This is a genomic window from Cutibacterium porci (genome assembly GCF_009696315.1).
In the GTDB taxonomy this organism is placed as follows: Bacteria; Actinomycetota; Actinomycetes; order Propionibacteriales; family Propionibacteriaceae; genus Cutibacterium; species Cutibacterium porci.
Genome location: NZ_VUMG01000005.1, coordinates 1 through 21,988, shown reverse-complemented (window position 1 = coordinate 21,988; position 21,988 = coordinate 1). Strand labels below are relative to the sequence as shown.

Sequence of the window (21,988 nt, the reverse complement as noted above, 5' to 3'; positions counted from 1 at the left end):
TCCGAGTGTCGTCACAATGACGGCGAGCGCCGGCCAGAACAGGGACGACATATCTCGTTTCCGGGAGGTGGACGGGCTAACGTCGCGACGGGTCACTCATCCTCCACAATGTCGGCGGCTTCAAGCCACTGCTGCTCAAGGAGAGCCATTCGCTCATCGAGTTCGTTGGCCTTCTTCTGAAGACCTACGAGGGCTTGGTAGTCGTCGGCCTTGGCAGCCATCTCCTCGTGCAGGCGGGCTAGCTCGTCGCTGACTTTTCCCATTTGACGATCGATCCTGTCCATGCTCTTACGAGCGAGACGCAATTCAGCGGCGCTTGTCTTCGGCTCGGTGGCCTGTGAGGTACTACCTACCCGACTCGACTTCGACGGACCTGTCTGCCGGTTGCGACGATGCTCGAGATATTGAGAGATTCCCCCGGGAAGGAGGGCTACCGTGCCATCTCCCATGAGGGCCCACACAACGTCGCAGACCCGTTCCAGGAACCAGCGATCGTGGGAGACGACGATGAGGGTTCCGGGCCAGGAGTCGAGGTAATCCTCGAGTAGGCGCAGGGTGTCGATGTCGAGGTCATTGGTGGGTTCATCGAGGAGGAGCACATTCGGTTCGCCCATAAGGAGGCGCAACAGCTGAAGGCGGCGTCGTTCGCCACCCGAAAGATCACTGATACGGGTGACGAGTTTCTGTCCGGTAAACCCGAACCCTTCCAAGAGGTCGGTGGCGGAGGCGTCGCGACCGGTGGCGAGTTTCGTTCTTGCCTTCACATCGTTGACAGATTCCAGAACTGTCATCGTTGCGTCGAGATCATCAATGTCTTGACGCAGGTGGGCCAGTCGCAGGGTTTTGCCTTGCTTCACTCGGCCCGAGTCGGGTTGGCGGGAGCCGTCAAACAGATTGAGGAGGGTCGTTTTGCCGGCTCCGTTGACGCCAACCAGGCCGATTCGATCGCCCGGGCCGATAGACCATGTCACGTTGTCAAGCAGGGTGCGTTCGCCAAGCTCGTCGGAGGATACGGTGACGGTGACATCGTCGAGATCCAGCACATCTTTGCCCAACCGGGTCGCGGAAAATCGCGCCAGCTCGAGTTTGTCGCGGGGCTCGGGCACATTCGATATGAGGGCGTTTGCGGTGTCGACTCGATAACGCGGCTTTGAACTTCGAGCAGGCGCTCCCCGACGCAACCACGCTAATTCTTTACGCGCCAAATTCTGACGCTTGGCTTCATTATTAGCGGCGATGCGAGCTCGCTCTACTCGAGCCAAGGTATAGGCAGAATAGCCGCCCTGGTAAGCCTCGACGGTAGCGTCGTGAACCTCCCAGATATCGGTGCAAATCTCGTCAAGGAACCAACGGTCATGTGAGACAACGAGCATCGCCACGCCCCGCTCCTGCAGGTGACGCAAATGGCCAGCCAACCATGCCACAGCCTCGACGTCGAGGTGGTTGGTGGGTTCGTCAAGGACGAGCAGGTCGTGGTCTGCGAGCATGATCGAGACGAGTGCAGCCCGACGTCGTTCCCCGCCAGAAAGATCCGTCATGGGACGGTCAAGGTCAATGTCGGAAAGCATGTCCTCGACGATGGGGCGGGCCTCGCGGTCAGCCGCCCAGACATGGTCGGGCTGGCCTGCGACGACGAGGTCGCGAACAGTCTGATTGCTGGGAATTTCAGCCTGAGTGAGCACTCCGATGGATATGCCATTGGTGCGCGTCACGATTCCGGAGTCGGGTTCTACAGAACCGGTAAGAAGGGCTAAGAGGGTGGATTTGCCGTCTCCATTGCGACCCACAACTCCGACAACATCCCCAGTAGACAGCCCCAAAGACACCTCTGAGAGGATTATTCGGGTACCCCAGGACTTCGAGATGCGATCAGCGTTGACGATATTTGTGCCGGCCAACGCAGGCTCAGCGTCCTCGCATAGCGGCGCGAGCGCCCTTCATCGAACTGGGTATCGGTCCCTTGGGGAGCGGAACCTTGGGTCGCATGGCGTCAAGGGCTTTGAGCCGGTTGACAACCTCGTCGACCTGGCTGGTGCTGAGGGCCTTGGGGAGCTTCTTGATGTACTTATCGAGATCTTCCAGCGGCACCTGCCCCTTGCCGTCTCCCATGATGATCGAGGTGACCGGGGTACCGTAGGCGACTTGCTCGTGACGCTTGGTCTCGGTGGCCAACAGGTTACGCAGGCCGCTACCGTGGCCCTCACCGATGAGGACGATTCCGCCCGGACCGACGGCGCGGTGAACGATATCTTGCTGACGGGTAAAAGCGATTGCGGGGGTCGACGTCCATTTCTTCTTGTCGAGCAGGGACAGTGCGACCTCGGCTGACCCGGTTTGACCCTTGAATCGGGCGTACATGGAACGCTTAGCGCGCCACTGGAAGACCCACATGGCACCAGCAGCACCAGCGAAAATACCAACGATGAGCCACGCCCACCACACGTTGGTGAGGATAAGGCCGAGGATGGTGAATACCGCAATGCCTGCGACGAAGGCGCCAATAACCCACCAGAGAAGGTGAGGATCAACCTGGCGGGTCAGTTTGAACGTTTCAACAAGTTGCTTTCCAGTGCCCCAATCTTTGGGGTTGTCGGAGTGCTTGCGGCGTTCTTTCTCGGCTTTAGCCTGGGCCTTCTGCTTCGCGGCGAGTTCCTTGGCAGCCTGGCTCTTGGGCATATCGGACGGCTCCTCCGGGTCGATGAAATGTGTGTGAAGCCAGGTTCCTGGCGTTCAGGTGGTCTCGCAGCTACTCAATACTACCGTGCTATACGGCTCGCGTCATCGTGACATAGGGCGGTCGACATAGGCGGGCGGCCGGGAGCAGCAGGGCGTTGCAGCTGGTCACTAGGAAGCGCGGCAGGCAGGGGCAGGATTCGAGTAGTGAGCAGGATTAGTGGGGGCGAACGCCATGATGGCCTGGGCTGTGGAAAGGACAGTTGTGTCACGGAGATCGTCTGGGATGGGCTGGCCATTCTTCATCTTGTCGGCCTGTGAGGGCATGTAGCGGATAGCACCGGCATCAGGACCCGAGGTGAGTGTTGAGTGGGCCACCCAATCTGCCGCTTTGTGAGTTGCCGACGGACGGTGGGGAGCCAGCGCAGCTGCGGCTAGCCCGGTGGTGTTTGCGTTCGGCTCATCTCCTGCGGACGTAGCAAACCCGCCGTTGGGGAGTTGCTGGGTAGCCAACCATGCGACGGCCCTGTCACGGGCTGCGGGAATCGTGCTGTCTGACGGGTCAGCGTTAGATGCAGCGTCGAGAGCCAGGATGGACAGCGCTGTTGAGTCGACATCGGGCTGTCCGTGGTCTTTGTCGCAGTCGGACGAGTCGTTACTGAGGTAGTGGAACCATCCTGGTCGGCATTGTTGATGTAGCAGGAAGGTTAAGCTCTTGCGTCCTGCGGGGCTCGTCAATGAGCCATTCTGGGACACGGCCATGACAGCAAGGGCTTGTGGGAAGGTACCGGGGGTGTCCTCTGGGCTTCCCTGGACCATTCCCGATGGTCGTATCGATGAGGTGACGGCCTTCGATAGGTCAATTCCAGAGACGTTGTGCACGTCGGTCAGTCCGTCGAGTGCCAGAAGATTCTTGGCCGCTAACCCGCCGTGATAACCGGGATCGCCGGACGCTTTGATGGTCGACGCAGCGGCGGCCAGAGTCGCGGAACGTGCTTTGTCGAGTTGGGCCTTGGGGGCATGGGCAGAACGGAGCGCCATCAGTATGTCGACCGGGGAAGGCGACATCGACCCGGTTTCAGCCGTATCAGGGTGGCTGATGTGGGTTGCGAGCCACGCTGCTGACGTCTTAGCCCGGGGGTCCGTACAAGGCTTCGACGAGGGGCGGTCGGGGGTCTGTGGCGCATCTGACGTCAAGGGCGACCCGGCGGAGCGTGGTGTATTTACCACGCTTTCAGGGGTGCTGTCGGCTCCGGGATCAACGGGGGCGCATGCGCTTAGGAGGGTCAGGGAGATTACTGCGGCGGCAATGCGCTGTGTGTGTGCCGACGGCATGGAAGGCCTCCTGGAGGTATGTGACGTGTGACGTGTGTGATCCTCTGAGAAATTGGGTCTTCAAACAGCTGGACAGTCTGGTGCGAGACAGCCTGGTGTGAGGATGTGTTGCACGTTTTTCTCCATGAGCATAGAGTATGCAAACGCTAAATAACTAGCGCGATCGCTTCCGGGGAAGTCGATGAGATTTCGACACTGGCGCGCAACCGTGAATCCCCCAATTCGGAGGACAAGTCGGGTTACCGGGCGGTCGAAACGTGTGGATGTATCTGTCGCGGTATCGCAGAGGCACATGAGCTGATGTGACAGTGCGGCCATATCAGGGAGCTATTTTTACATGGTTGGTGGTCGTGGCCACGAGTTGGGTGTGAGCCGCACTATGAAGGCGCGGACGCAACGGCTCGTGATCTGTTTTCTGGCGGTATTCCTTGTCGCTCCCATGGTCCCCGTGATGAGGGCGTATGCGACTCCACCGTGGCATGACGGGTGGTGTAAAGAGAGTGAGGATGGGTTCGCCGTCATCGTGGACGTCTCTCGTCTGGACCCTGACAAGCGTGGAGATTTCGCCACGCAGGCTGGAGGTCCTGGCGTCGACGAGGGATGGGTAGTTCGGTGCCGTTTGGGCCTTCCCAGCCTCGAGGAGATGCGCGGGGAGGGAGGAGGCGTGAAGGTCCTCCACGAGGATTTCTTCGCCGCGCAGGTTGGCATCGAGGTGACCAAGAAGTACTCCAGGGGAACTATCTTCGGGATTCCTTATCGCAATTCCAGCGTGGGTGATGTTTTCGTCGGTGGGCTCTCCTTGAAGATGGTCCCGGATGGCCAGGGCGGTATGAAGCCGCCGCGATTGCCAGAAAATGGGCTTGACCTTGATGACGATTATGAGGGTAAGGCTACGGGTCTAGGGTCCCGCGGCTTTGAGGGATGGACGAACGATGTGGCTAACCACATGTTCGTGTACATCACGGCGGCCCCACCCTCGTGCTCTGATGCCGGTTACAAAGTTTGCCTGGGGAAGAAACCGCTGGCACCCCAGATTGTGAGGCCAAAGCCTACGCCGACCCCTCATGATGATCACGTGAAGCCGAGCCCCAGTGGTCATCCATCGTCGGGGAAGAGCCCTAGCGGTCATCATCCGAAGCCCAGCCCCAGCAAGCCGAGCCCAAGTCATCATCCACCGTCGACGTTGCCTGGTGGTTCCCTCAAGCCGGGATCCAACGGTGTGGTGCCTCGTGGTCGTCACGTCGACTCCCGATCTGGTGCGGCAAAGCGCAGTGGTGCTCATTCGGGGCGAGACCAGCAGCATGATTCCCGAGTATCGGTGCCAAACGGGCCGGCGTTCAGGGCGACAGCGTTACCGTCTTTTCAGCCGTCCGGTTCCGCTAGCGTGACGTCGAGTCCATCTCCGTCGCGGTCGGTGAGTCCGGCTGCCTCGCAATCGGCAGGTGCTGGCCTGTCGTCGACGGCCTCCCCCAGCTCAGCATGGGGATCCGATCGAATGCCCAATGCTGCCGCGCAGGCAGGGCCAATCTCTTCATCGTCGCGGCTGCCATGGATTATCGGTCTCGTGATACTCCTGCTGGTGTGCGGCGGCTTGGCATGGTGGTTGGGATACGTTCGGCATGACCACGGCCCGTCCGCCGGGGACGATCGTTGATCGGGTCACGATTCACATGGCGCTGGGTATTGACTCTCATCGTGGCGTGGGTGATGGCCGTACCCGTGCCAGCATGGGCTGGTCCAGACGTCTCAGAGACCCAGGCTCTGTGTGGGGCCCAAGGCCAATGCGGGATCGCCGTCGAAGGCAGACCCAACGATGGTGGCCCGCTGCGGTTTCGCCTGTGGGGGTCGGCCACAACCGTCGTCCATATCCGAGCGTGGTTAGTGCTGTTTGACTCACAGGGCCGATATGCTGGTGTGTCAGCGTATTCTGAATCGATTCCGCTGCGCACTGACAACACCGGTCAGGCGCGCGGAGTTGTGAAGCTTCATCGAGTGCGAGCAGACATCCCGTTGTCGCCATGGATCTTTGTGGCCCCGTATGACATTGACCAAGAAAACCTCGGAGTCAACCTTGGAGCCTTCGTGTCAATGGCTTCGTCACATCCGCTATTGCTTGGCGATGGTTACGGGCTGCGTAAGCCGATAGGTCGTCCGGTCGAACTGCGCTACTGGGGTTCACTGCCTCATTACCACAGCGTGCAGTATCAGTCCTCGAATGGAACGTGGATCGACACTCTTGATCCCAGCGCTGGCTACCACTCTTATCCGCGTGCCAACAACGGTCCGACCTCCATATCCAAGGCGCGGTACGTCGTCCCAGCTACATTGAGCAGGACTGTCCATCACTTTCGTCTGATCGACGTGGCGTCTGGATCTGCCCTAGCGCACTGGGACGTCGTTCCCGCTACATCAGCGGCCACGGTGCCGTATCGAAAACCGTGGGTTCCTCCCCGGCCGGTGGGGCAGCTGGTTGATCCCACTCAGTCCAAGGCCCAGACTGCGGACTCTGCCTCCCCAGGGATATTGCCATGGCTGGTGGCTTCAGCGGCCGGACTGGTCGTCATCTTATCCGTCGCCGTATTCGTGACTCATCGGCGCCTTTCGCGCACATCAAGCGTAGTCGCGTCGCCTCGGCGCACGAACCGCTCTCGCATTTCACCGACGGCCTTGCGTCGCCGTCAACTTATTGACGGTCGTCCGTCATCGTGGCCATCTACTGCCCATCATCCTTCCCATACAGAAAGAGAGCCTCATGACCGTCTTCGTCGACGACATGGATCCCAGACCACAGCGCGCAGCCTGGGCAAGCACAACACCTGATGTGTCAACCGTAGCTAAGGAACGCCTGCTCGGTCCAGAGGAAATGCGCTGGGCAAGCGGGGTGCTAGATCGCATTCAGGAGTCTTTCCAGAGGCGGGTTATCGGGCAGGAATCGCTGCGTCGCGCATTGCTGATAGCCGTGTTGGCTAAGGGGCACATCTTGCTTGAGTCGGCACCGGGCCTGGCAAAGACCTTAGCTGCGCACACCCTTGCTCTCACTATCGGTGGTAGGTTTTCCCGCGTCCAGTGCACCCCGGATCTTCTCCCCAGCGACATCGTCGGTAGCCAAGTGTTTGATCCCGCAAAGGCGGCTTTCCGCACTGAGCTAGGGCCGATCCATGCCAACCTTGTTCTGCTCGACGAGATCAACCGGTCTAGTGCGAAAACGCAGTCGGCCATGCTCGAGGCCATGCAGGAACACCAGGTGACTATCGGCGGTCAGTCCTATCGGCTACCTAATCCGTTTACCGTCGTGGCAACCCAGAATCCCATCGACGACGAGGGCACCCATGTCCTTCCAGCCGCTCAGATGGACCGGTTCCTGCTAAAAGAGGTCGTTCCCTATCCGGGGACCACCGAGGAGTTCGACATCGTCGAGCGGGTACGTCGTGGCGTCTTTGAGGCCCCCAATGATCCTCCGGTGTGCACTCCTGAAGACCTCAGGACCTTGCAGGATTACTCACGGCGGGTACGCGTCGACCCGGCTCTGGTGCGTTACGCCGTCGAGATTGTTGACGCCAGTCGAAACGCTTCGACATATCTGGACGCCAAAACCGCCGATTATATTGAGCAAGGTGCGAGTCCTCGCGGTTCCATTGGACTCATCGAGGCCGCCGCTGCCCATGCTCTTATTGTTGGCCGAAACTATGTCGTTCCCGACGACATCATCGGTTTGCGGCATCCCGTGCTACGGCACCGGATTCGTCTCACGTTCGAGGCTACTGCCCTCGACGTGTCACCTGAGTCTGTCATTGATGCCCTTTTCGACGTCGTTCCGGCCCCGTGACATGGCGTACCTGAGGAGAATACGTACGGCCGTCGAGCTGGGGTCGCGTCGCAAGATGCATGCACTGATGGAAGGGATCCACCATTCTCCCTACCACGCCCGAAGTCTTCAGTTTGACGATTTGCGTCCCTATATTCCAGGCGATGACATGGCTGACGTCGACTGGCGGGCTACCGCTCGCAGCGGCGAGATACTCGTCAAGCAGTACGTTGCTGAGCGCCATCAAACCGTCGTCATCGTGGTGCCAACAGGGGCTGACCTGTGTGGGGCAGCGAGCGTGACAGAAACAAAAGCCGACGTCGCTCTCATGGTGGCCGGGCTCTTCGCATGGCTTGCACTTCGGCAAGGGGACCGAGTGTGCGTGGTGAGTTCACGCCATGGCAGTCCTATGGTTGCGCGACCGTCGAGCCGCGAGGTGGCCGTCGAAAGAATGCTTGTCCACGCCCATCAGCAATGCTCACTCGACAATCCGACGGCTGATCTGGCGACATTGTGTCGATCAGCCATCCGCGGTGTGCGCTCAGATGGGCAAGCGATCGTTCTCCTCGACGACTGGGAGCCTGACGATGACACCACCAGCGCGCTTCGATTGCTGGCCGAGCGTCGCCCAACCATGGCCGTGACGGTTCCCGATGCTGATCCGACGGCAGATTCGGCGGTATGGATGGATCTGGGGAGAGGACGTCGGGTTCCCCGAGCTTTTCTTGCCGATTCCGCCTTGGCTGACGAGTTGACCGAACAACGTGAGCGTCGTGCCCGGGAACGCGACGAGGTGCTCCATAACCTCGGTATCGCACATACCGAGGTCGAGACGACACATGATGTCGTTGCACGTCTTTTGACGTTGGTGAAGCAGGCCCAGAATGCACGTTGAGACAAGTCCTCATTACGGGCCGCTATTGCATTCTCCCTGGTGGTGGGCGTTCGCAGTCGGGTTAGTCATTATTGGTGTGGCTGGCTTGGCAGCCATCATCGTTGGTGGGATCAAAAATTGGTTGAACAGGCGTCGGCTCACCACTTTGGGAGGTCAACGGCGCATCGCCACGAGGCGTTTAGACAATGCCGAGGCCGATTGGAAGGCTGGGCGTCTCAATTCCGACGAGCTTTATTCTCACGTGAGCGCGACGTTGCGTCGATTCGTTGGCTTGGCCGAGGATGACGATGCTGATTTTCGTAGTGTCGAGTGGTTGCGTGAACGAGCTACAACTGACGATCGGTTTGTCGAGATCGCAGATATCGTCTCTGATTGCGTAGCAGGACGATTTGGTGGCGGCACGACTGCAGATCCACGCGATGTCGTGGCTCGTGCCCGCCAGGTGGTGGCGACATGGCTATGAGCGCGCTTGAACTGTTCGAATGGATGCCGGTGACGTGGTTATGGCCCTGGGCCGGGTTGTCCGTGTTGTGCGTGGCGTTGCTTGCCTGCGTGGTGGGCTGGGCATTGGGACGATACCGACCGGACCACATCGGGATTCCACTTGCCCACGTTGAGCGGCTACGGTCACTGCCTAGATGGCAACGACTCGTGCGTCGTCGCCGCCGCGTGCTAGCAGCCGAGCTGGCGTGCTGGCTTGTGGCCTGTGCTGCGCTGAGTTGGACGGTCGCGCGGCCTTTGTCTCTGGGCGATCCCAACCACGCCAAAGGAGCTCGCGATGTGGTGTTGTGTCTGGACACGTCCAGATCAATGGCGAGTATTGACCTGGACGTCATTGACTCTTATCTGGAGCTTGTCGATGAATTGCAAGGCGAGCGGATCGGCCTGGTGGCCTTCGATTCTTCAGCCCTCACTGTTTTTCCGCTTACTTCTGATGCTGATTATGTGAAAACTCGCTTGACAGATTTACGCGGACAATTAGGGCAGGCCCCCATCCCAGGTACCGAATATGGCATCCACAATGGATTCTCGCTCGTCGGAGATGGGCTCATGGCGTGTGTGAATCGATTTGACCGCCTCGACGAGAAACGGTCCCGCAACATCGTGTTGGCAACCGATAACTTGCTGTCCGGTAACCCGATGTACACCCTTGACGAGGCGGCGAGGGCGGCTCGGCGTCACGGTATCACCGTCCATGCCGTGGCCCCCGCTGTCGACGACAAAAACGCCCTCGACAGTCTGAGCAGTACTACCGGCACCACCGGAGGATCGATGCTCAAAATTGCTGGGGGAGCTCCCGCCAACGTCGAGATGATTAGCCGCCAGGTGGAAAGTCAGGCAAGGTCGACGTTGCCTGCCGAAGCGTCTCGGAATCTCTCTGAAAGTCCGATGCCGGGAATTATCGTTTTTATTATTTTCTCATTGGCTGCAGAGCTGTTGCGAAGGAAAAATAGGTGAATGTCTCACTAGACTCTGCCGCTGGGGATCGCCACGCCAGCCGGGTAGCAAGGCTATGGTCAGTTTGTAGGCCAGTATTGTTGGTGGTTTTTGCGGTAATGATGATCTGGCGTCCTGCCTGGGGAACAACATCGGTATCGCAGCGGGCCACCATGGACACCGATGTCGTGTTAGTCGTCGACCGCACTGCATCAATGGGGGCACTCGATGGCCGCACCGGGACTCGCGCTGATGACGCCTCGGCCGACATAGAGCAGATCGTCACCAAGCTCACGGGGGCACGATTCACGCTCATTGCCTTTGACAATGCCGCGCGCGTTGAGGTTCCCGAGACTGGCGACGCCGCCACCATTATCGGTGCGGCCAAGGCTATAGGCTGGCAGGATAATAGCAATGGAAATGGGTCGGACATCTCCGTTGCAGTGCCGCTGGTGGCACAGACCCTGCATGATGTGGGTCAGCGGCATCCACGAGCTCATAAGTATCTTTACTACTTGGGTGACGGAGAACAGACAGCCACGACGCCGGTGGGATCTTTTTCGGCATGGAAGGCAGTGATCACCCAAGGCTGGGTGCTCGGTTATGGCACGCCGACGGGTTCTGTCATGAAGAGATCCCCGGTGGACGCAACGAAGGTGACAAGAGGCCCCACGACACCGGTGTCAAAAGCATCACCGGCATCCCTGACGACAATCGCCGGCCAGTTCGGGGCTACTTTCGTTGACCGTAGTGATGCGTCTCCTCTCGTGATTCCCGATCCGCCTCGTGTCGTCCAGAAGGAGGAGTCGGGGTTGCGCCGTGGTGAGGTGTACCCATGGGCGGCCGTGGCAGCAGCCGTCGTCGTGGTAGCGCAGGTGGTTGTGACAAGCCGGGCGTGGTGGCGCGCTCGAAAGGAGAAATGAGATGGACGGTGTGCGGGTGACTCGCGACCGGCATAGCCGCCGAAAATCAGTGTTGGCCGTCGTTGTAGCGGTGGTTTCGATAGCGGCGGTCATTCTGGGTGCTCGTGTGGGTTGGTTGCTCGTTGCCGAACGTCAGGGGCTGCGTGACTATGTTGCCGAGCAGCCGGCTCGTGCCGTTGACGAGTTTGGTAACGGCACCGTGGTTAATCCAGTTCAGCCGTGGTTGTCGTGGTACGACCGTGGCGTGGCCCGTCATGACATGGGTGATCTTCCAGCTGCGGAGCGTGATTATCGGCAGTCTTTAGAGATGGCTCCGGAGTCCATGAAATGCCGAATCGTGCTCAACTTGGCGTGGGCGATGGAGACGAGAGCTGATGCATTGCGTCGCAAAGGCGATGATGTCTCAGCGACGAGGGTGTGGACTGACGCCAGGACGATTCTCAAGGACCAAAAGTGCCCCGATACCATCCCTAGGCAACCGAAAACTCAGCGGCGGGGTCAGCCGAAGGGCAGTCTCGAGGATCAACAACGGCAGACAGCGCAGCGTCTAGCTCAGAAGGCAGCCCAGCAAGGGAAACAACGACAATCACGAAACCAACAGTCGCCGCGACCAGATGAGTCTCAAGATGATGTCAGCAAGGCGCGTCAGCTCCAGAACCGGCAGGATGAGGCCCTCAAAGCTGCCAAACAACAAGCGCATCAACAGACCTCGAGTTCGTCTGGGCGAGGCGCTGAGGAAGGGCGCACCTGGTGATGCGCACCATTGGCTAAGGCCTCTCGCTATACACGGAAACGGTGCCTCGCCCACACATGGGTGGGCAAGGCACCGACTATGAATTTAAATTCAGGCAGTCTTCTTGACGTCAGGGGCGTGGAGCGCCGTCTGGTAGGCCGCAAGAAGATCAGTACGTGCAGCTTGGATCTTTCCGACGGTCGCTTTCGGATCAAGCTTGACGCCGACGGCCTTAGTGATGGCACCGTTGAGCGTCTTGTACACTGCGGCGCTCTTATGGCCAAGGATGTACTTGTCGCGGTTGGCACGCACCTGCCAAATCGTCTTTCCAAAATTGGCACGCACATAAATGGTGGCGACATCATTCGGGGTGAGGTCGGGGTACTGCGACACCTTGGCAAGGCGTGCCTTGAGAGCACTGGCCTCAGCGTCAAGCTCCTTGGCGGTCGATGCCGGGTTAATGGTGAGCAGAACGGCTTTAGTCACCTCGAGACCAAGTTCGACGTGTGCTGGGCGAACCTTATTTTGGAGAGTGGTCGTAGCAGTGTGAATAGTGTCAACCGTAGTGGCAACGAGCTTGACCCGCGGCATGATCGTTGCCGGGTCATAGAACGGAATGCCGCCATGGGCGATGGTCTCGATAAGGCCACGCAGGTCGAAGGCGGTTTTGAGGAGGTCACGGATTTGATCGGAGTAGTCGGAACCAGGGAAAGCCTTCTGCATTGACTGGAGGGACGCAATGCGCGCATCCAGAAGCTGCAAGGTATGACGGGCATCGCTGGCCGACAGCGCATGAGCGCTGGTTGCCGTCGAGACGGTCGCCGTTGGTTCGACAGCATGCGCACTGGGGGTCGACAGCGCTGCAGGCATGAGCATCGCACCGACGAGGAGAGGAGTCACAAGACAGGTCTTCTTCATGGGGTTCTCCGGTGTACTAGTTCTGAGTGTCTCGGTCGAGACAATGTGAACGTACCGCAGCTATGGGTCACTTGACGGGGTCTAGCGCAGCAAATCTTGGGCCCGTCGATATTCGGGGTATTTACGCACCCATGGGTGGACTAGTCGAGCTGAGGCTACGAACTGGCTAAGCCGATACAGTCGGTATGAGCTGAAATACCGCGTACGCATTTACCGGAAATGCTCAGTGAACGCCCACTGCCTGACTTTCGTGAAGAGCCAGTTGGTTGCCCTGTCACGCGGATGGGGCAGCCCTTCACTCCAGATGCGCTACCTCAGCTGCACGTCACTTCTTAGCTGCGAACGGTGCGGGTTGCGCACCGTCGCGGTACCCGGTCACGATCGTCACTGGGCGCTCGCCACGAGCTTCCATGGCCTGCCGATAGAGGCGTCCGGCCCGGTAGGAGGATCGCACAAGTGGTCCGCTCATTACGCCGACAAATCCAATGTCACGGGCCTCGCCGGCTAACTCATCGAACTCCTGTGGGGTCACCCAACGGTCAATGGGGTGCAGGTAGGCGTTTGGGCGCAGGTACTGGGTGATAGTGAGCAGGTCAGTGTTGGCGTCATGCAGAGCCTGCATGGCTTCCGAGATCTCCTCGCGAGTCTCGCCCATGCCGAGAATGAGATTTGACTTGGTGATGAGACCGGCATCGTGAGCAGAGCTCAAGACGGCCAGTGAACGGTCGTAGCGGAACCCGGGGCGAATACGCTTGAAGATGCGGGGGACGGTCTCAAGGTTGTGACCGAAGACCTCCGGGCGCGCCTCGAAGACGACGTCAAGGAGGTCCTGTTTGCCGGAAAAATCTTGGGCGAGCATCTCGACGCCAACGCCGGGATTCACCTGGTGGATCTGACGGATCGTTTCGGCGCATAGCCAAGCGCCCTCGTCGTCGAGGTCGTCGCGGCACACCGATGTCACAGTGGCATAGCGCAGTCCCATCTGTTTGACGGAGTCTGCGACGCGACGCGGTTCGTCGGTGTCGTACCCTTCTGGCTTGGCCGATTCGATCTGGCAAAAGTCGCAACGACGGGTGCAGTGGTCGCCGCCGATGAGGAAGGTGGCCTCCCGGTCCTCCCAGCACTCGAAGATGTTGGGGCAACCAGCCTCTTGACACACGGTATGCAGGTCTCCATCGACCATACGGCGACGCATGTCGCGGTACTCCGGGCCCATAGTGGCCCTGGTCCTGATCCAGCGGGGTTTGTCCTCGATGGGCGTCTGGGAATTCTTGACCTCAACTCGGAGGAGCTTCCTACCGTCTGCTTCGACACTCACGTCGGCCAGTTTAACTGCGTGTACCGAAGTTGCGAAGTCTCAGCGAATGGACGACGACAAAGAGGCTTGAAAGGCTCATGGCAAGCCCGGATATCAGTGGGTTTAGGAGACCAGCGGCCGCGATCGGTATCGCAGCGATGTTGTATATGAAAGCCCATGCAAGGTTGCCTTGGATGGTTCTCAGGGTGCGTCTGGACAGCCCAATGGCGTCAACAACGACACCAAGATGATGACGCACGCAGATAATATCGGCGCTGCGCATTGCGATATCAGTACCGCTAACGAGCGCCATGCCGAGATCGGAGCTGGCCAGCGCGGCGGCGTCGTTAATGCCGTCACCGACCATGGCTACCACGTGACCTTTGGCGCGAAGGCCCTCGACGATGTCGGCTTTATCGGTGGGAAGCACCTCGGCTAGTACCTCGTCGATGCCAAGCTGTGTCCCGACGGCTTCGGCAGCAGCTTTCGAGTCACCAGTGAGCAGGACAGTTCGTAACCCCATGGCTTTAAGCTGGGCGATGACTTCTGGCGCCTCAGGCTTGACGGTGTCGGCGACAACGAGGGCAGCTGCGACCTGGCCATCGATCGCTACGAGGGCGGTGGAGCGTCCCTCCGTGGCTGCCTCAAGGACTATGTGGTTCAGCTTATCGGGAACCTCGATATTTCCCTCAGCGAGAAAAGCGCGGTTACCAACCATGACATGGTGCCCCTCAACATCGCCAATGACACCTCGCCCAGCGATGGTGCGGGGGCTGGGGCACGCTGGAATGGTCTGCTCGGCGGCAGCTACCACAGCTTTGGCCACAGGGTGAGTGGAGTGTTGGTCAAGGGCAGCCGCGTAACGAAGGGCGCGGTCGACGTTGTGCCCGTCAACGGGGATAGTTGTGACGAGAGTCATGTCCCCGCTCGTCACAGTGCCGGTTTTATCGAAGACCACGGTGTCGATGCGACCGGACGCTTCCAAAGCTTCGGGCCCTTTAATGAGGATGCCCAATTGACCACCGCGCCCGACCCCGACCATGAGAGCAGTCGGCGTTGCTAAACCAAGCGCACACGGACAAGCGATAACGAGTACCGACAGAGCCGCTGACAGGGCGTGCCGGGTGCCAACTCCGGTGATCCACCAGCCGAAGAAGGTTAAGACGACAATGGCAAGAACTGCGGGCACGAAGATCTCGACGATCTTGTCGACCAGACGCTGGACGTTCGCTTTGCGCGCTTGGGCTTCTTCGGCCAGCACCGCCATGTGGGCAAGCTGACTGTGGGCACCAACTCCGGTAGCCCTGACCACGATCCGACCGGTGAGATTCATCGTTCCGCCGAGTATTGTCGACCCGATAGTGACGTCGGTGGGTATCGGTTCGCCGGTCATCATTGATGCATCAATGCTGGAGGATCCCTCAACGACTACGCCATCGGCGGGCAGGGTCTCCCCGGACCGGGCGACGAACAGATCGCTCGTGCTCAGCTGCTCAACAGGAATGACGGTTTCGACGCCGTCGCGCAGTACCCGAGCGTTCTTGGCAGCGAGTTGTCCCAAAGCCATGAGCACAGATCGCGCTGACCTTTTGGCGCGGGCCTCAAAGTAGCGCCCGGCTAGCAGAAAACACGTTACCCCGGCGGCGACGTCAAGGTAGAGGGTGTCAGCCCCCGCCGGAGTAATGCCATAGCCTAACCAGTAGCCCTCGTGATCCTGAGCGCCAATGACGATGGCGATCAGTGACCATCCGAAGGAGGACAACACTCCTAGCGAGACCAAGGTGTCCATCGAGGTCATACCGTGACGCAGATTTGACCACGTCGCCTTGTGAAAAGGCCACGCTGACCAGAAAACCACCGGTAGGGAGAGGGCGACGAGTAGCCAGTCCCATGCGGGGAATCGTAACTGTGGCTCTAGAGCTAAGACTAGGCCAATGTCCATGAGGGGCAGGGTCAGTAGAACAGCCACAATGAGGCGCCGTCTCAGCATGGTGATGCGACGCTCGGCCTCGGCTGCAAGATCAACGTCAGAAAGCAAAGCTGCGGTGTAGCCAACATCGTTGACGGCGGCAATCGCGTGCTCAACGTCAATGCCAGTCACTGTTGCCCGCTCCGAGACGAAATTGACGCTTGCGTGTACCCCTTCAATACGAGAAAGCCGCTTTTCGATTGTTGTGGCGCACGCTGCGCAGGTCATTCCGCCGATCTGCAATTGTACTGGAGGATGGAGAACGGATTGTTCCTTATCTGGGAGATCTACGGTTGTTGAGGTCATGATTTATGGTCCGGATTGTCCTGCGTGATCTCCTGTCCAGCCATTCGGGCAAGCATCTCATTGTAGGCCGCCAATGATTCGTCGAGGCTGGCATCTTCTGAGGCGTCAACCCGTCGTTGGTCGCGTCGATCCGAGACGAACCACTGTACGCATAGCGCGATGAGGACTAGCGCCATCGGGATCTCGCCGGTGGCCCAGGTGATCTGGCCACCGAGGTTCTGGTCATCATGAAGATTAGGAACCCATGGAATCGACAGCGCCTCATAAAAGTCTTTGCCTATGATTTGGTGGGCATTCATTGTTATGACGGCGAAGAACGAGTGGAAGGGCATAGCCGTAATGACAAATCCCAGTCGCCCAATGTGGGGTAACGACGCTGGTAAATCGTCTAGTCCTATGACGTATTCAAAGAGCATGAAACCGGCCATCATGAAATGCAGAAGCATCCATTGGTGCCCCCAGTGGTAGCGCATAAGGTAGCCGAATACCGGGGTGAAATAGACGAGGTAGAAGCTGGCAATAAAGACGATCCAAGCAGCGAAAGGGCCAAACAGGATCTTGGTGGGACGCCACTCCAGCACCGCTACGAGACAATCCTGAGGTCCGTTGAGATCGTCATTGATCTGGTCTGCGCTGCGCAACACCGCTTTGAGGAGGGTGACGGGCGCTCCCAGCACCAGGAGAGCGGGAACCAGCATGTTGAAGGTCATATGAACCAACATGTGCCAGCTGAACTGCATTGAGGAGTACTCCCACAGTCCAGCGCTGGCTAAATACACCACCACGACCCACGCCCCGATCCACGACCCGGTACGAGCCCCAGACCAGGTTTCGCCACGACGTTTGACGGTGCTCACGGCGATGCAATAGCCCACGATTGCGAGGACCGACAGTGCCCAGAAACCAATGTTGGGCCGGCCAGGGGCCAGCAGGATAGCGGCTGTCGGCGGACGCGGTAGTTCATAACCGAGATAATTGACAGCTGGGGTTTGACCAATGAGGTAGCGCGGTGGCACGAGCTGCTGTGCGGCTCCGGTCACGGTGACAATGACGGCGACCATCGTCATTCCAAGCCAGCTCAGCACCGTGGTATGTGGTAGCCAGGTGATGATGACCCATATGGTTGTAGCGACGATCAGAATGATGCGGGCCACGCCCCATCGATCAGAAACCAACGGGTGTCCAGCCTGGCCATGCCAAGTCACGACGATGCTTCCGGCCAACGCTATGACGGTACCGACGCGTTGCACCCAGATGAGGCGGTTGATGATGGCCGGGCGGGGGCCATCAAGGACCTCGACGAGGATGCAGGCGGCGGCGATGATCATCCCCACGGTAGCCCATGCCCCAGCGTCGGTAGCGAAGTCGTGGTTGAGGCCAACCGAAATCGCCCCCGTGATGGGAACGGGCAATGCTGCGAGGACCGTCACCAAACTGGCCATCACGAGACCGCCTAGATGGGTCGTCACAAGTGCGAGCAGGCCGACCACTAGTCCCAAGATTGCGACGCCGAACCAGGCGGCGACAGACGGGGTCGACGTGATGTAAGTCGGAATATCGAAAACGACCTGCTCGAAGGCCAAGCCGGCAGAATCAGCAGATTCTAGGGGGACCATCAGGAGAGCCAGCACGGTCCACATCTGTGCCGCAAGCCATGCTCGACGGCCGCGAGTATGGCTGGGATCGACGACTTCTCGGTGCGGCGAGCATAACGTGGCGCGAATGAGCTCGGCCAACGTCCATACCAGGGCTGTCCAAAACAGGGTTCCGACTACAGCGTGCAGGACGCTCGTGAGAACATCGGGGTTTTCCCTGCCCAGCAGACGAGGTTCCAGAGGACGAAGCCGTCCAATTATTGCGGCGACGGTGGCCATGACGACACCGGTGGCCGCTAGCAGTGGGCCAGTGGTGCGAGCGCGGCTGGGATACGTCACCGACATCTCCTTTAGGGCGAGGTAGGGGGAACTGTAGCCGAGGGTACGGACACGGTCACGACATAGGATGCAAGAACGCTGGGTGTTCGCGACGCGGGATGTCGGGGCTCATCTCATAAGGCTGAAAAGACATCATCTCAGTGAGAATGGGTTCGAGGTTGCTAGCCACGTCGAGCATTGAGGGAATTTCAGCGTCGGGGCCGTGTAGACGCCTCAGTTCCCGCGCCATGCTCGTGACATCGGCGTCAGAAATCCCGCATGGAATGATGTTGTCGAAACCAGCAGTGTCGGGGTCGATATTGAGAGCAAAACCGTGCATAGCTGTCTGGCGCGAGACACGAATGCCTATCGCGCACACTTTTCGCTCTGGGCCGATTCCGTCAGAAGGAAACCAGACGCCGGTTCGCCCCGGCACTCGCCCGGCATGTAACCCGTATTCGGCAACTAAGCGAATGATGGATTCCTCAACCCGGCGCACGTAGTCGACGACACCGATTCCGCGCTGCAAGAAGACAATTGGGTAACCGACGAGTTGGCCTGGGCCATGCCACGTTATTTCGCCGCCTCGATCCACTGGGATGACCGGCGTGCCGTCAAAAGGATAAGCCTCTTGACGGGTACGACGTCCGGCTGTGTAGACGGGATCATGCTCGACGTAAATGACGGTATTGGGACGTTGGTGGGACGACACCTCGGCATGAACTGCGCGCTGATGGTCCCAACATTCGTTGTATTCGGTGCGGGTGGGTGGGTTATCCGCGATTCCTACATACTCGAATTGCAGTCCCGCTGGGTGGTCAACCCAGCCGCGGGGCATCACCCCGTCAACCATCTGCGGGGTATGGGGCTGAGGCGTAGGGGAATCTTGCTGCATCACATCTTGTGATCATAGTGTCGCTGCCGCGATGGGATGCTGTGGTCGCCATGACCGGGGCATTTCGAAGTTTTCCTGCAGCTTTGCCCTGCCCATCGAGTGTGCTCCACATATCGCCAGCGCAGGGCTCTGCGCGGTAGCAGTCTTGTTTTGTGCCATGGCTCTTAGGAGCTAAAGTCCTCAGGTCGTCGGGGGTGTTTTGGAGCCTTCTCGGCCTGTCGTCCCAGGGCATGGGCGAAGAGTAGCCTGCATGAAGATTAGCTGAAGGGAAGTGGATATGGAGGCAGATAAGCCTGCGATGTCGACGCAGCGGCACCCCATGGAGGGCAAGCGGGATATCCCAATTATGGTCGTGTTTGTCTGTATGGGGCTTGTCACGTTGACTCAGCTCTACAGCGTAATCCCGATGTTCAACGACTTCGTGCACGACATGCACATCGGAGAGTCCCTGGCGTTATGGACTCAGACGGGGTATGGCATTGCTTATGCGCTCGCCCTGTTGGCGTGGGGCACCTTGGCTGACAAAGTCGGCCCGACGAAGGTCGTCGTCACGTCGGCAGTGCTCTCAACCCTCGCTGCCGGGCTGGTGGCTGCTGCTCCCACCGGCGGTGCACTCATCGGTTTTCGAGTGGTGCAGGGAGTGGTAGCCGCCAGCTTCAGCCCGGCAGCCTTTGCCATCATCCCCGTCGTCGTCGCTCCCGAGCGACGCAACCTGACGATCACCTTGTTGACCAGTTCATTCCTCGCAGCTGCTTCGCTAGGGCCGGTATTCGCTGGAAGCGTCAAACTCCTCATCGGGTGGCGTGGTGTTTATGTTGTCTCGGCGGTGCTTTTCCTTGCGCTCGGGGTTGTGCTGTACTTCATCATCCCGCCGGTTCGGGGATCGGCGGTCGGTGAGACGAATATCCTCGTCCCGTTCCGGACTGTGTTGAGCAAAGTCCCGGCCGTGCTCCTGTTGCTGGCTACCGTGACGATGCTGAGTACTTTCGTCGGTTTGCTTACCACTTTCCTCCAGTACACCCCGATGTCAGGGGCCGGAAAACAGTGGGTCAGTCTTATCGGGTTGCCAGCTGTCATCCTCGTGCTGCTAGCAAATAGCTGGATTCACCGGGTTTCGGTGACGACTCGCCTTACAGCGTGTGGAGTGGTGTCGGCCCTGGCCAACCTGGGGATACTTGCGACTGACAGCTCGGTGGCATGGGTGGTGCTCATGTTCGTCATTGTGTTCACCGTCGGAATCATCGGGCCTTCCCTGATCGAGGGGATCATGCCCTTCGCTGTGCCCTACGTCGGAGTAGGGACGGCATTATTTACCTTCTTCCTCTTTATCGGCGCGTCGATTGGTCCCCAACTTGCTGGGGTGGCTCAAGGGTTGCCAGGCATGGTCGCCATCGACGTCGGTTTGCAAATCGTCCTCATCGTGCTGTCCTTGATTACTAGTCGTTTCAAGGCTGGCGACCCCGTCATTCTCAGGGTCGGAGGAGACCAATAAGACTGGGATGTTGAGCGGGCACACAGAACGAGGCGGTGAGATACACCGCCTCGTTCGTGTTATGAGTTAACCTTTGGGCTTACCGGGGGAAGGTCAGAACTCCCCAGCGAAATCTCCTTCTTCCAGACGGGCCTTGATGCCCGATAGGAAGCGAGCCGCCACGGCCCCGTCAATGAGACGGTGGTCGTAGGACAGCGAGAGATACATCATGTCGCGGATGGCGATGGTGTCTTCACCGAACTCGTTGGTGACGACGACCGGGCGCTTCACGAGGGCTCCGGTGCCGAGAATGGCAACCTCTGGCTGGTTGACGATTGGGGTGTCGAAGAGGGCACCAGCCGAGCCGTAGTTGGTGATGGTGAAAGTGCCGCCGGACAATTCGTCAGGAGTGACCTTATTGTCCCGAGTACGAGCTGCGAGATCGCCAATCTGGTGGGCCAACCCAGCGATATTGAGGTCACCGGCGTTCTTGATGACCGGAACCAACAGGCCACGCGGGGTGTCAACAGCGATGCCAATGTTCTCAGCAGAGCCGTAGGTGATCGTCCCGGCTTCGGTATCAATGTTCGCGTTGAAGCGCGGATTTTGCTTGAGGGCCTCGACAACCGCCTTCGTGATGAAAGGAAGGTACGACAGGCCGACGCCTTCGCGGGCCTTGAAAGCAGCCTTCTCGGCCTTGCGAATGCGGGAGATGGCGGTCATGTCCACCTCGACGGTGGCAGTCAGCTGAGCCGAGACCTGCAGGGACTCGACCATCCGAGACGCGATGACCTTGCGTAGACGGCTCATCTTCTCGGTGGTGCCGCGCAGGGCAGCAGCCTCGGGGGAAACCTCCTGAGCGGCCTTACGGGCCGACCCGGCCGGCTTCGGAGCCGTCGGGGCAGGGACAGCAGCAGGTGCTGGTGGAGCGGGGGGAATCTCTTCAGACTTGCCGGCTGCGGCCAACACGTCCTGTTTACGAATACGGCCACCAACACCGGTACCGGTGATCGTCGACAGATCGACGTTGTTCTCCCGGGCTAATTTCCGCACCAGCGGGGTGACGTAGACATCGGAGGACGGGTTAGTGGCGCGCGGGGCGATTTCGTTGGTGCCCGCGGGCTTCGGGGCCTCGGCGGGCTTCGGGGCAGCCGGAACCGGAGCCTCCTCGGCAGCGCTCTTTACCGGCTCAGGCTCCGCCTTTTCCGCAGGCTCAGCCGACGGCTTAGCAGGCTCGGGGGCCGACCCGACTGCAGAGGGGTCGCCGATGATGGCTAGGACGGCACCGACCTCGGCGTCCTCGTCTTCGGGAACTTTGATCTCTAGCAGAGTGCCGGAGGCGGGGGAGGGGACTTCGGTATCGACCTTGTCGGTGGACACCTCAAGTAGGGGTTCGTCGGCTTCGACGGTGTCTCCGA

General features: G+C 59.5%; 19 protein-coding genes and 1 riboswitch. Of the genes, 10 read left to right on the top strand and 9 right to left on the bottom strand.

Features of this window, described 5'->3' with window-relative positions; all coding sequences use genetic code 11:
- Positions 1–92: 92 nt before the first annotated feature.
- From FYJ43_RS11245 to FYJ43_RS11235, 3 genes are all read right to left on the bottom strand, one after another.
- A complete protein-coding gene (locus FYJ43_RS11245; protein WP_154564963.1) occupies positions 93–1,898 on the bottom strand; it encodes an ABC-F family ATP-binding cassette domain-containing protein in 1,806 nt (601 codons plus the stop codon).
- A gap of 7 nt (positions 1,899–1,905) precedes the next feature.
- Positions 1,906–2,676, bottom strand: a complete 771-nt coding sequence (locus tag FYJ43_RS11240) for a DUF4191 domain-containing protein (protein WP_154564961.1) — start codon at positions 2,674–2,676, stop codon at positions 1,906–1,908.
- 168 nt (positions 2,677–2,844) lie between these two features.
- Positions 2,845–3,714, bottom strand: coding sequence for a prenyltransferase/squalene oxidase repeat-containing protein (locus FYJ43_RS11235; RefSeq protein ID WP_154564959.1), 870 nt, complete (start codon positions 3,712–3,714; stop codon positions 2,845–2,847).
- Between the two features lie 4 nt (positions 3,715–3,718).
- On the opposite strand from FYJ43_RS11235, the gene FYJ43_RS11230 reads away from it, so the two are divergent.
- The 9 genes from FYJ43_RS11230 to FYJ43_RS11190 all read left to right on the top strand — a co-directional run bounded on the left by FYJ43_RS11230 (position 3,719) and on the right by FYJ43_RS11190 (position 11,822).
- On the top strand, positions 3,719–4,039 hold the full coding sequence (locus FYJ43_RS11230; RefSeq protein ID WP_154564957.1) for a hypothetical protein: 321 nt from the start codon (positions 3,719–3,721) through the stop codon (positions 4,037–4,039).
- Between the two features lie 116 nt (positions 4,040–4,155).
- Positions 4,156–4,273: riboswitch (cobalamin riboswitch) on the top strand.
- Positions 4,274–4,375: 102 nt separating this feature from the next.
- Positions 4,376–5,662 carry a hypothetical protein gene (locus tag FYJ43_RS11225; RefSeq protein WP_195839991.1) on the top strand — a complete coding sequence of 429 codons (1,287 nt, stop codon included), beginning with the start codon at positions 4,376–4,378 and terminating at the stop codon, positions 5,660–5,662.
- Positions 5,659–6,828: a hypothetical protein gene (locus tag FYJ43_RS11220; RefSeq protein ID WP_154564953.1), complete on the top strand. Its 1,170-nt coding sequence runs from the start codon at positions 5,659–5,661 to the stop codon at positions 6,826–6,828. Before FYJ43_RS11225 ends, FYJ43_RS11220 begins: the two co-directional genes overlap by 4 nt.
- Positions 6,761–7,834: an AAA family ATPase gene (locus FYJ43_RS11215; RefSeq protein ID WP_229771757.1), complete on the top strand. Its 1,074-nt coding sequence runs from the start codon at positions 6,761–6,763 to the stop codon at positions 7,832–7,834. Before FYJ43_RS11220 ends, FYJ43_RS11215 begins: the two co-directional genes overlap by 68 nt.
- Complete coding sequence (locus FYJ43_RS11210; RefSeq protein ID WP_154564951.1) at positions 7,803–8,708, top strand: DUF58 domain-containing protein; 906 nt, start codon at positions 7,803–7,805, stop codon at positions 8,706–8,708. Before FYJ43_RS11215 ends, FYJ43_RS11210 begins: the two co-directional genes overlap by 32 nt.
- Positions 8,698–9,171: a hypothetical protein gene (locus tag FYJ43_RS11205; protein WP_154564949.1), complete on the top strand. Its 474-nt coding sequence runs from the start codon at positions 8,698–8,700 to the stop codon at positions 9,169–9,171. The genes FYJ43_RS11210 and FYJ43_RS11205 overlap by 11 nt, the downstream gene beginning before the upstream one ends.
- Positions 9,162–10,166, top strand: a complete 1,005-nt coding sequence (locus tag FYJ43_RS11200; protein WP_154564947.1) for a vWA domain-containing protein — start codon at positions 9,162–9,164, stop codon at positions 10,164–10,166. Before FYJ43_RS11205 ends, FYJ43_RS11200 begins: the two co-directional genes overlap by 10 nt.
- Positions 10,163–11,068, top strand: coding sequence for a vWA domain-containing protein (locus tag FYJ43_RS11195; RefSeq protein ID WP_154564945.1), 906 nt, complete (start codon positions 10,163–10,165; stop codon positions 11,066–11,068). The genes FYJ43_RS11200 and FYJ43_RS11195 overlap by 4 nt, the downstream gene beginning before the upstream one ends.
- A gap of 1 nt (position 11,069) precedes the next feature.
- Positions 11,070–11,822: a tetratricopeptide repeat protein gene (locus FYJ43_RS11190; protein WP_154564943.1), complete on the top strand. Its 753-nt coding sequence runs from the start codon at positions 11,070–11,072 to the stop codon at positions 11,820–11,822.
- A 90-nt stretch (positions 11,823–11,912) separates the two neighbouring features.
- On the opposite strand, the gene FYJ43_RS11185 is transcribed toward FYJ43_RS11190, so the two are convergent.
- From FYJ43_RS11185 to lipB, 5 genes are all read right to left on the bottom strand, one after another.
- Complete coding sequence (locus FYJ43_RS11185) at positions 11,913–12,719, bottom strand: CAMP factor family pore-forming toxin (RefSeq protein ID WP_154564941.1); 807 nt, start codon at positions 12,717–12,719, stop codon at positions 11,913–11,915.
- A gap of 325 nt (positions 12,720–13,044) precedes the next feature.
- Positions 13,045–14,037 carry a lipoyl synthase gene (locus FYJ43_RS11180; RefSeq protein ID WP_326833613.1) on the bottom strand — a complete coding sequence of 331 codons (993 nt, stop codon included), beginning with the start codon at positions 14,035–14,037 and terminating at the stop codon, positions 13,045–13,047.
- Between the two features lie 10 nt (positions 14,038–14,047).
- Positions 14,048–16,291, bottom strand: coding sequence for a heavy metal translocating P-type ATPase (locus FYJ43_RS11175; RefSeq protein WP_154564937.1), 2,244 nt, complete (start codon positions 16,289–16,291; stop codon positions 14,048–14,050).
- Entirely contained in the window at positions 16,288–18,231 is a 1,944-nt protein-coding gene (locus FYJ43_RS11170; RefSeq protein WP_154564935.1) for a cytochrome c oxidase assembly protein, read from the bottom strand. Before FYJ43_RS11170 ends, FYJ43_RS11175 begins: the two co-directional genes overlap by 4 nt.
- A 49-nt stretch (positions 18,232–18,280) precedes the next feature.
- The gene (gene lipB / locus FYJ43_RS11165) at positions 18,281–19,099 is read right to left on the bottom strand and encodes a lipoyl(octanoyl) transferase LipB (protein WP_154565128.1); all 819 of its coding nucleotides are present in this window, start codon (positions 19,097–19,099) and stop codon (positions 18,281–18,283) included.
- 277 nt (positions 19,100–19,376) lie between these two features.
- Between lipB and FYJ43_RS11160 the strand changes: the two genes are divergently transcribed.
- Positions 19,377–20,591 carry an MFS transporter gene (locus FYJ43_RS11160; RefSeq protein WP_154564933.1) on the top strand — a complete coding sequence of 405 codons (1,215 nt, stop codon included), beginning with the start codon at positions 19,377–19,379 and terminating at the stop codon, positions 20,589–20,591.
- Between the two features lie 93 nt (positions 20,592–20,684).
- On the opposite strand, the gene sucB is transcribed toward FYJ43_RS11160, so the two are convergent.
- Positions 20,685–21,988, bottom strand: a 1,304-nt coding sequence (gene sucB / locus FYJ43_RS11155; RefSeq protein ID WP_154564931.1) for a 2-oxoglutarate dehydrogenase, E2 component, dihydrolipoamide succinyltransferase, incomplete at its 5' end; no start/stop codon positions are given.

Excerpts from the sequence above, each read along its gene's own strand:
- FYJ43_RS11185 (WP_154564941.1), bottom strand. The coding sequence starts at position 12,719 with ATGAAGAAGACCTGTCTTGTGACTCCTCTCCTCGTCGGTGCGATGCTC.
- FYJ43_RS11175 (WP_154564937.1), bottom strand. The coding sequence starts at position 16,291 with ATGACCTCAACAACCGTAGATCTCCCAGATAAGGAACAATCCGTTCTC.
- FYJ43_RS11240 (WP_154564961.1), bottom strand. The coding sequence starts at position 2,676 with ATGCCCAAGAGCCAGGCTGCCAAGGAACTCGCCGCGAAGCAGAAGGCC.
- FYJ43_RS11235 (WP_154564959.1), bottom strand. The coding sequence starts at position 3,714 with ATGGCGCTCCGTTCTGCCCATGCCCCCAAGGCCCAACTCGACAAAGCA.
- FYJ43_RS11210 (WP_154564951.1), top strand. The coding sequence starts at position 7,803 with ATGCCCTTTTCGACGTCGTTCCGGCCCCGTGACATGGCGTACCTGAGG.
- FYJ43_RS11200 (WP_154564947.1), top strand. The coding sequence starts at position 9,162 with ATGGCTATGAGCGCGCTTGAACTGTTCGAATGGATGCCGGTGACGTGG.
- FYJ43_RS11190 (WP_154564943.1), top strand. The coding sequence starts at position 11,070 with ATGGACGGTGTGCGGGTGACTCGCGACCGGCATAGCCGCCGAAAATCA.
- FYJ43_RS11230 (WP_154564957.1), top strand. The coding sequence starts at position 3,719 with ATGTCGACCGGGGAAGGCGACATCGACCCGGTTTCAGCCGTATCAGGG.
- FYJ43_RS11170 (WP_154564935.1), bottom strand. The coding sequence starts at position 18,231 with ATGTCGGTGACGTATCCCAGCCGCGCTCGCACCACTGGCCCACTGCTA.
- FYJ43_RS11215 (WP_229771757.1), top strand. The coding sequence starts at position 6,761 with ATGACCGTCTTCGTCGACGACATGGATCCCAGACCACAGCGCGCAGCC.
- lipB (WP_154565128.1), bottom strand. The coding sequence starts at position 19,099 with ATGCAGCAAGATTCCCCTACGCCTCAGCCCCATACCCCGCAGATGGTT.
- FYJ43_RS11205 (WP_154564949.1), top strand. The coding sequence starts at position 8,698 with ATGCACGTTGAGACAAGTCCTCATTACGGGCCGCTATTGCATTCTCCC.
- FYJ43_RS11160 (WP_154564933.1), top strand. The coding sequence starts at position 19,377 with ATGGAGGCAGATAAGCCTGCGATGTCGACGCAGCGGCACCCCATGGAG.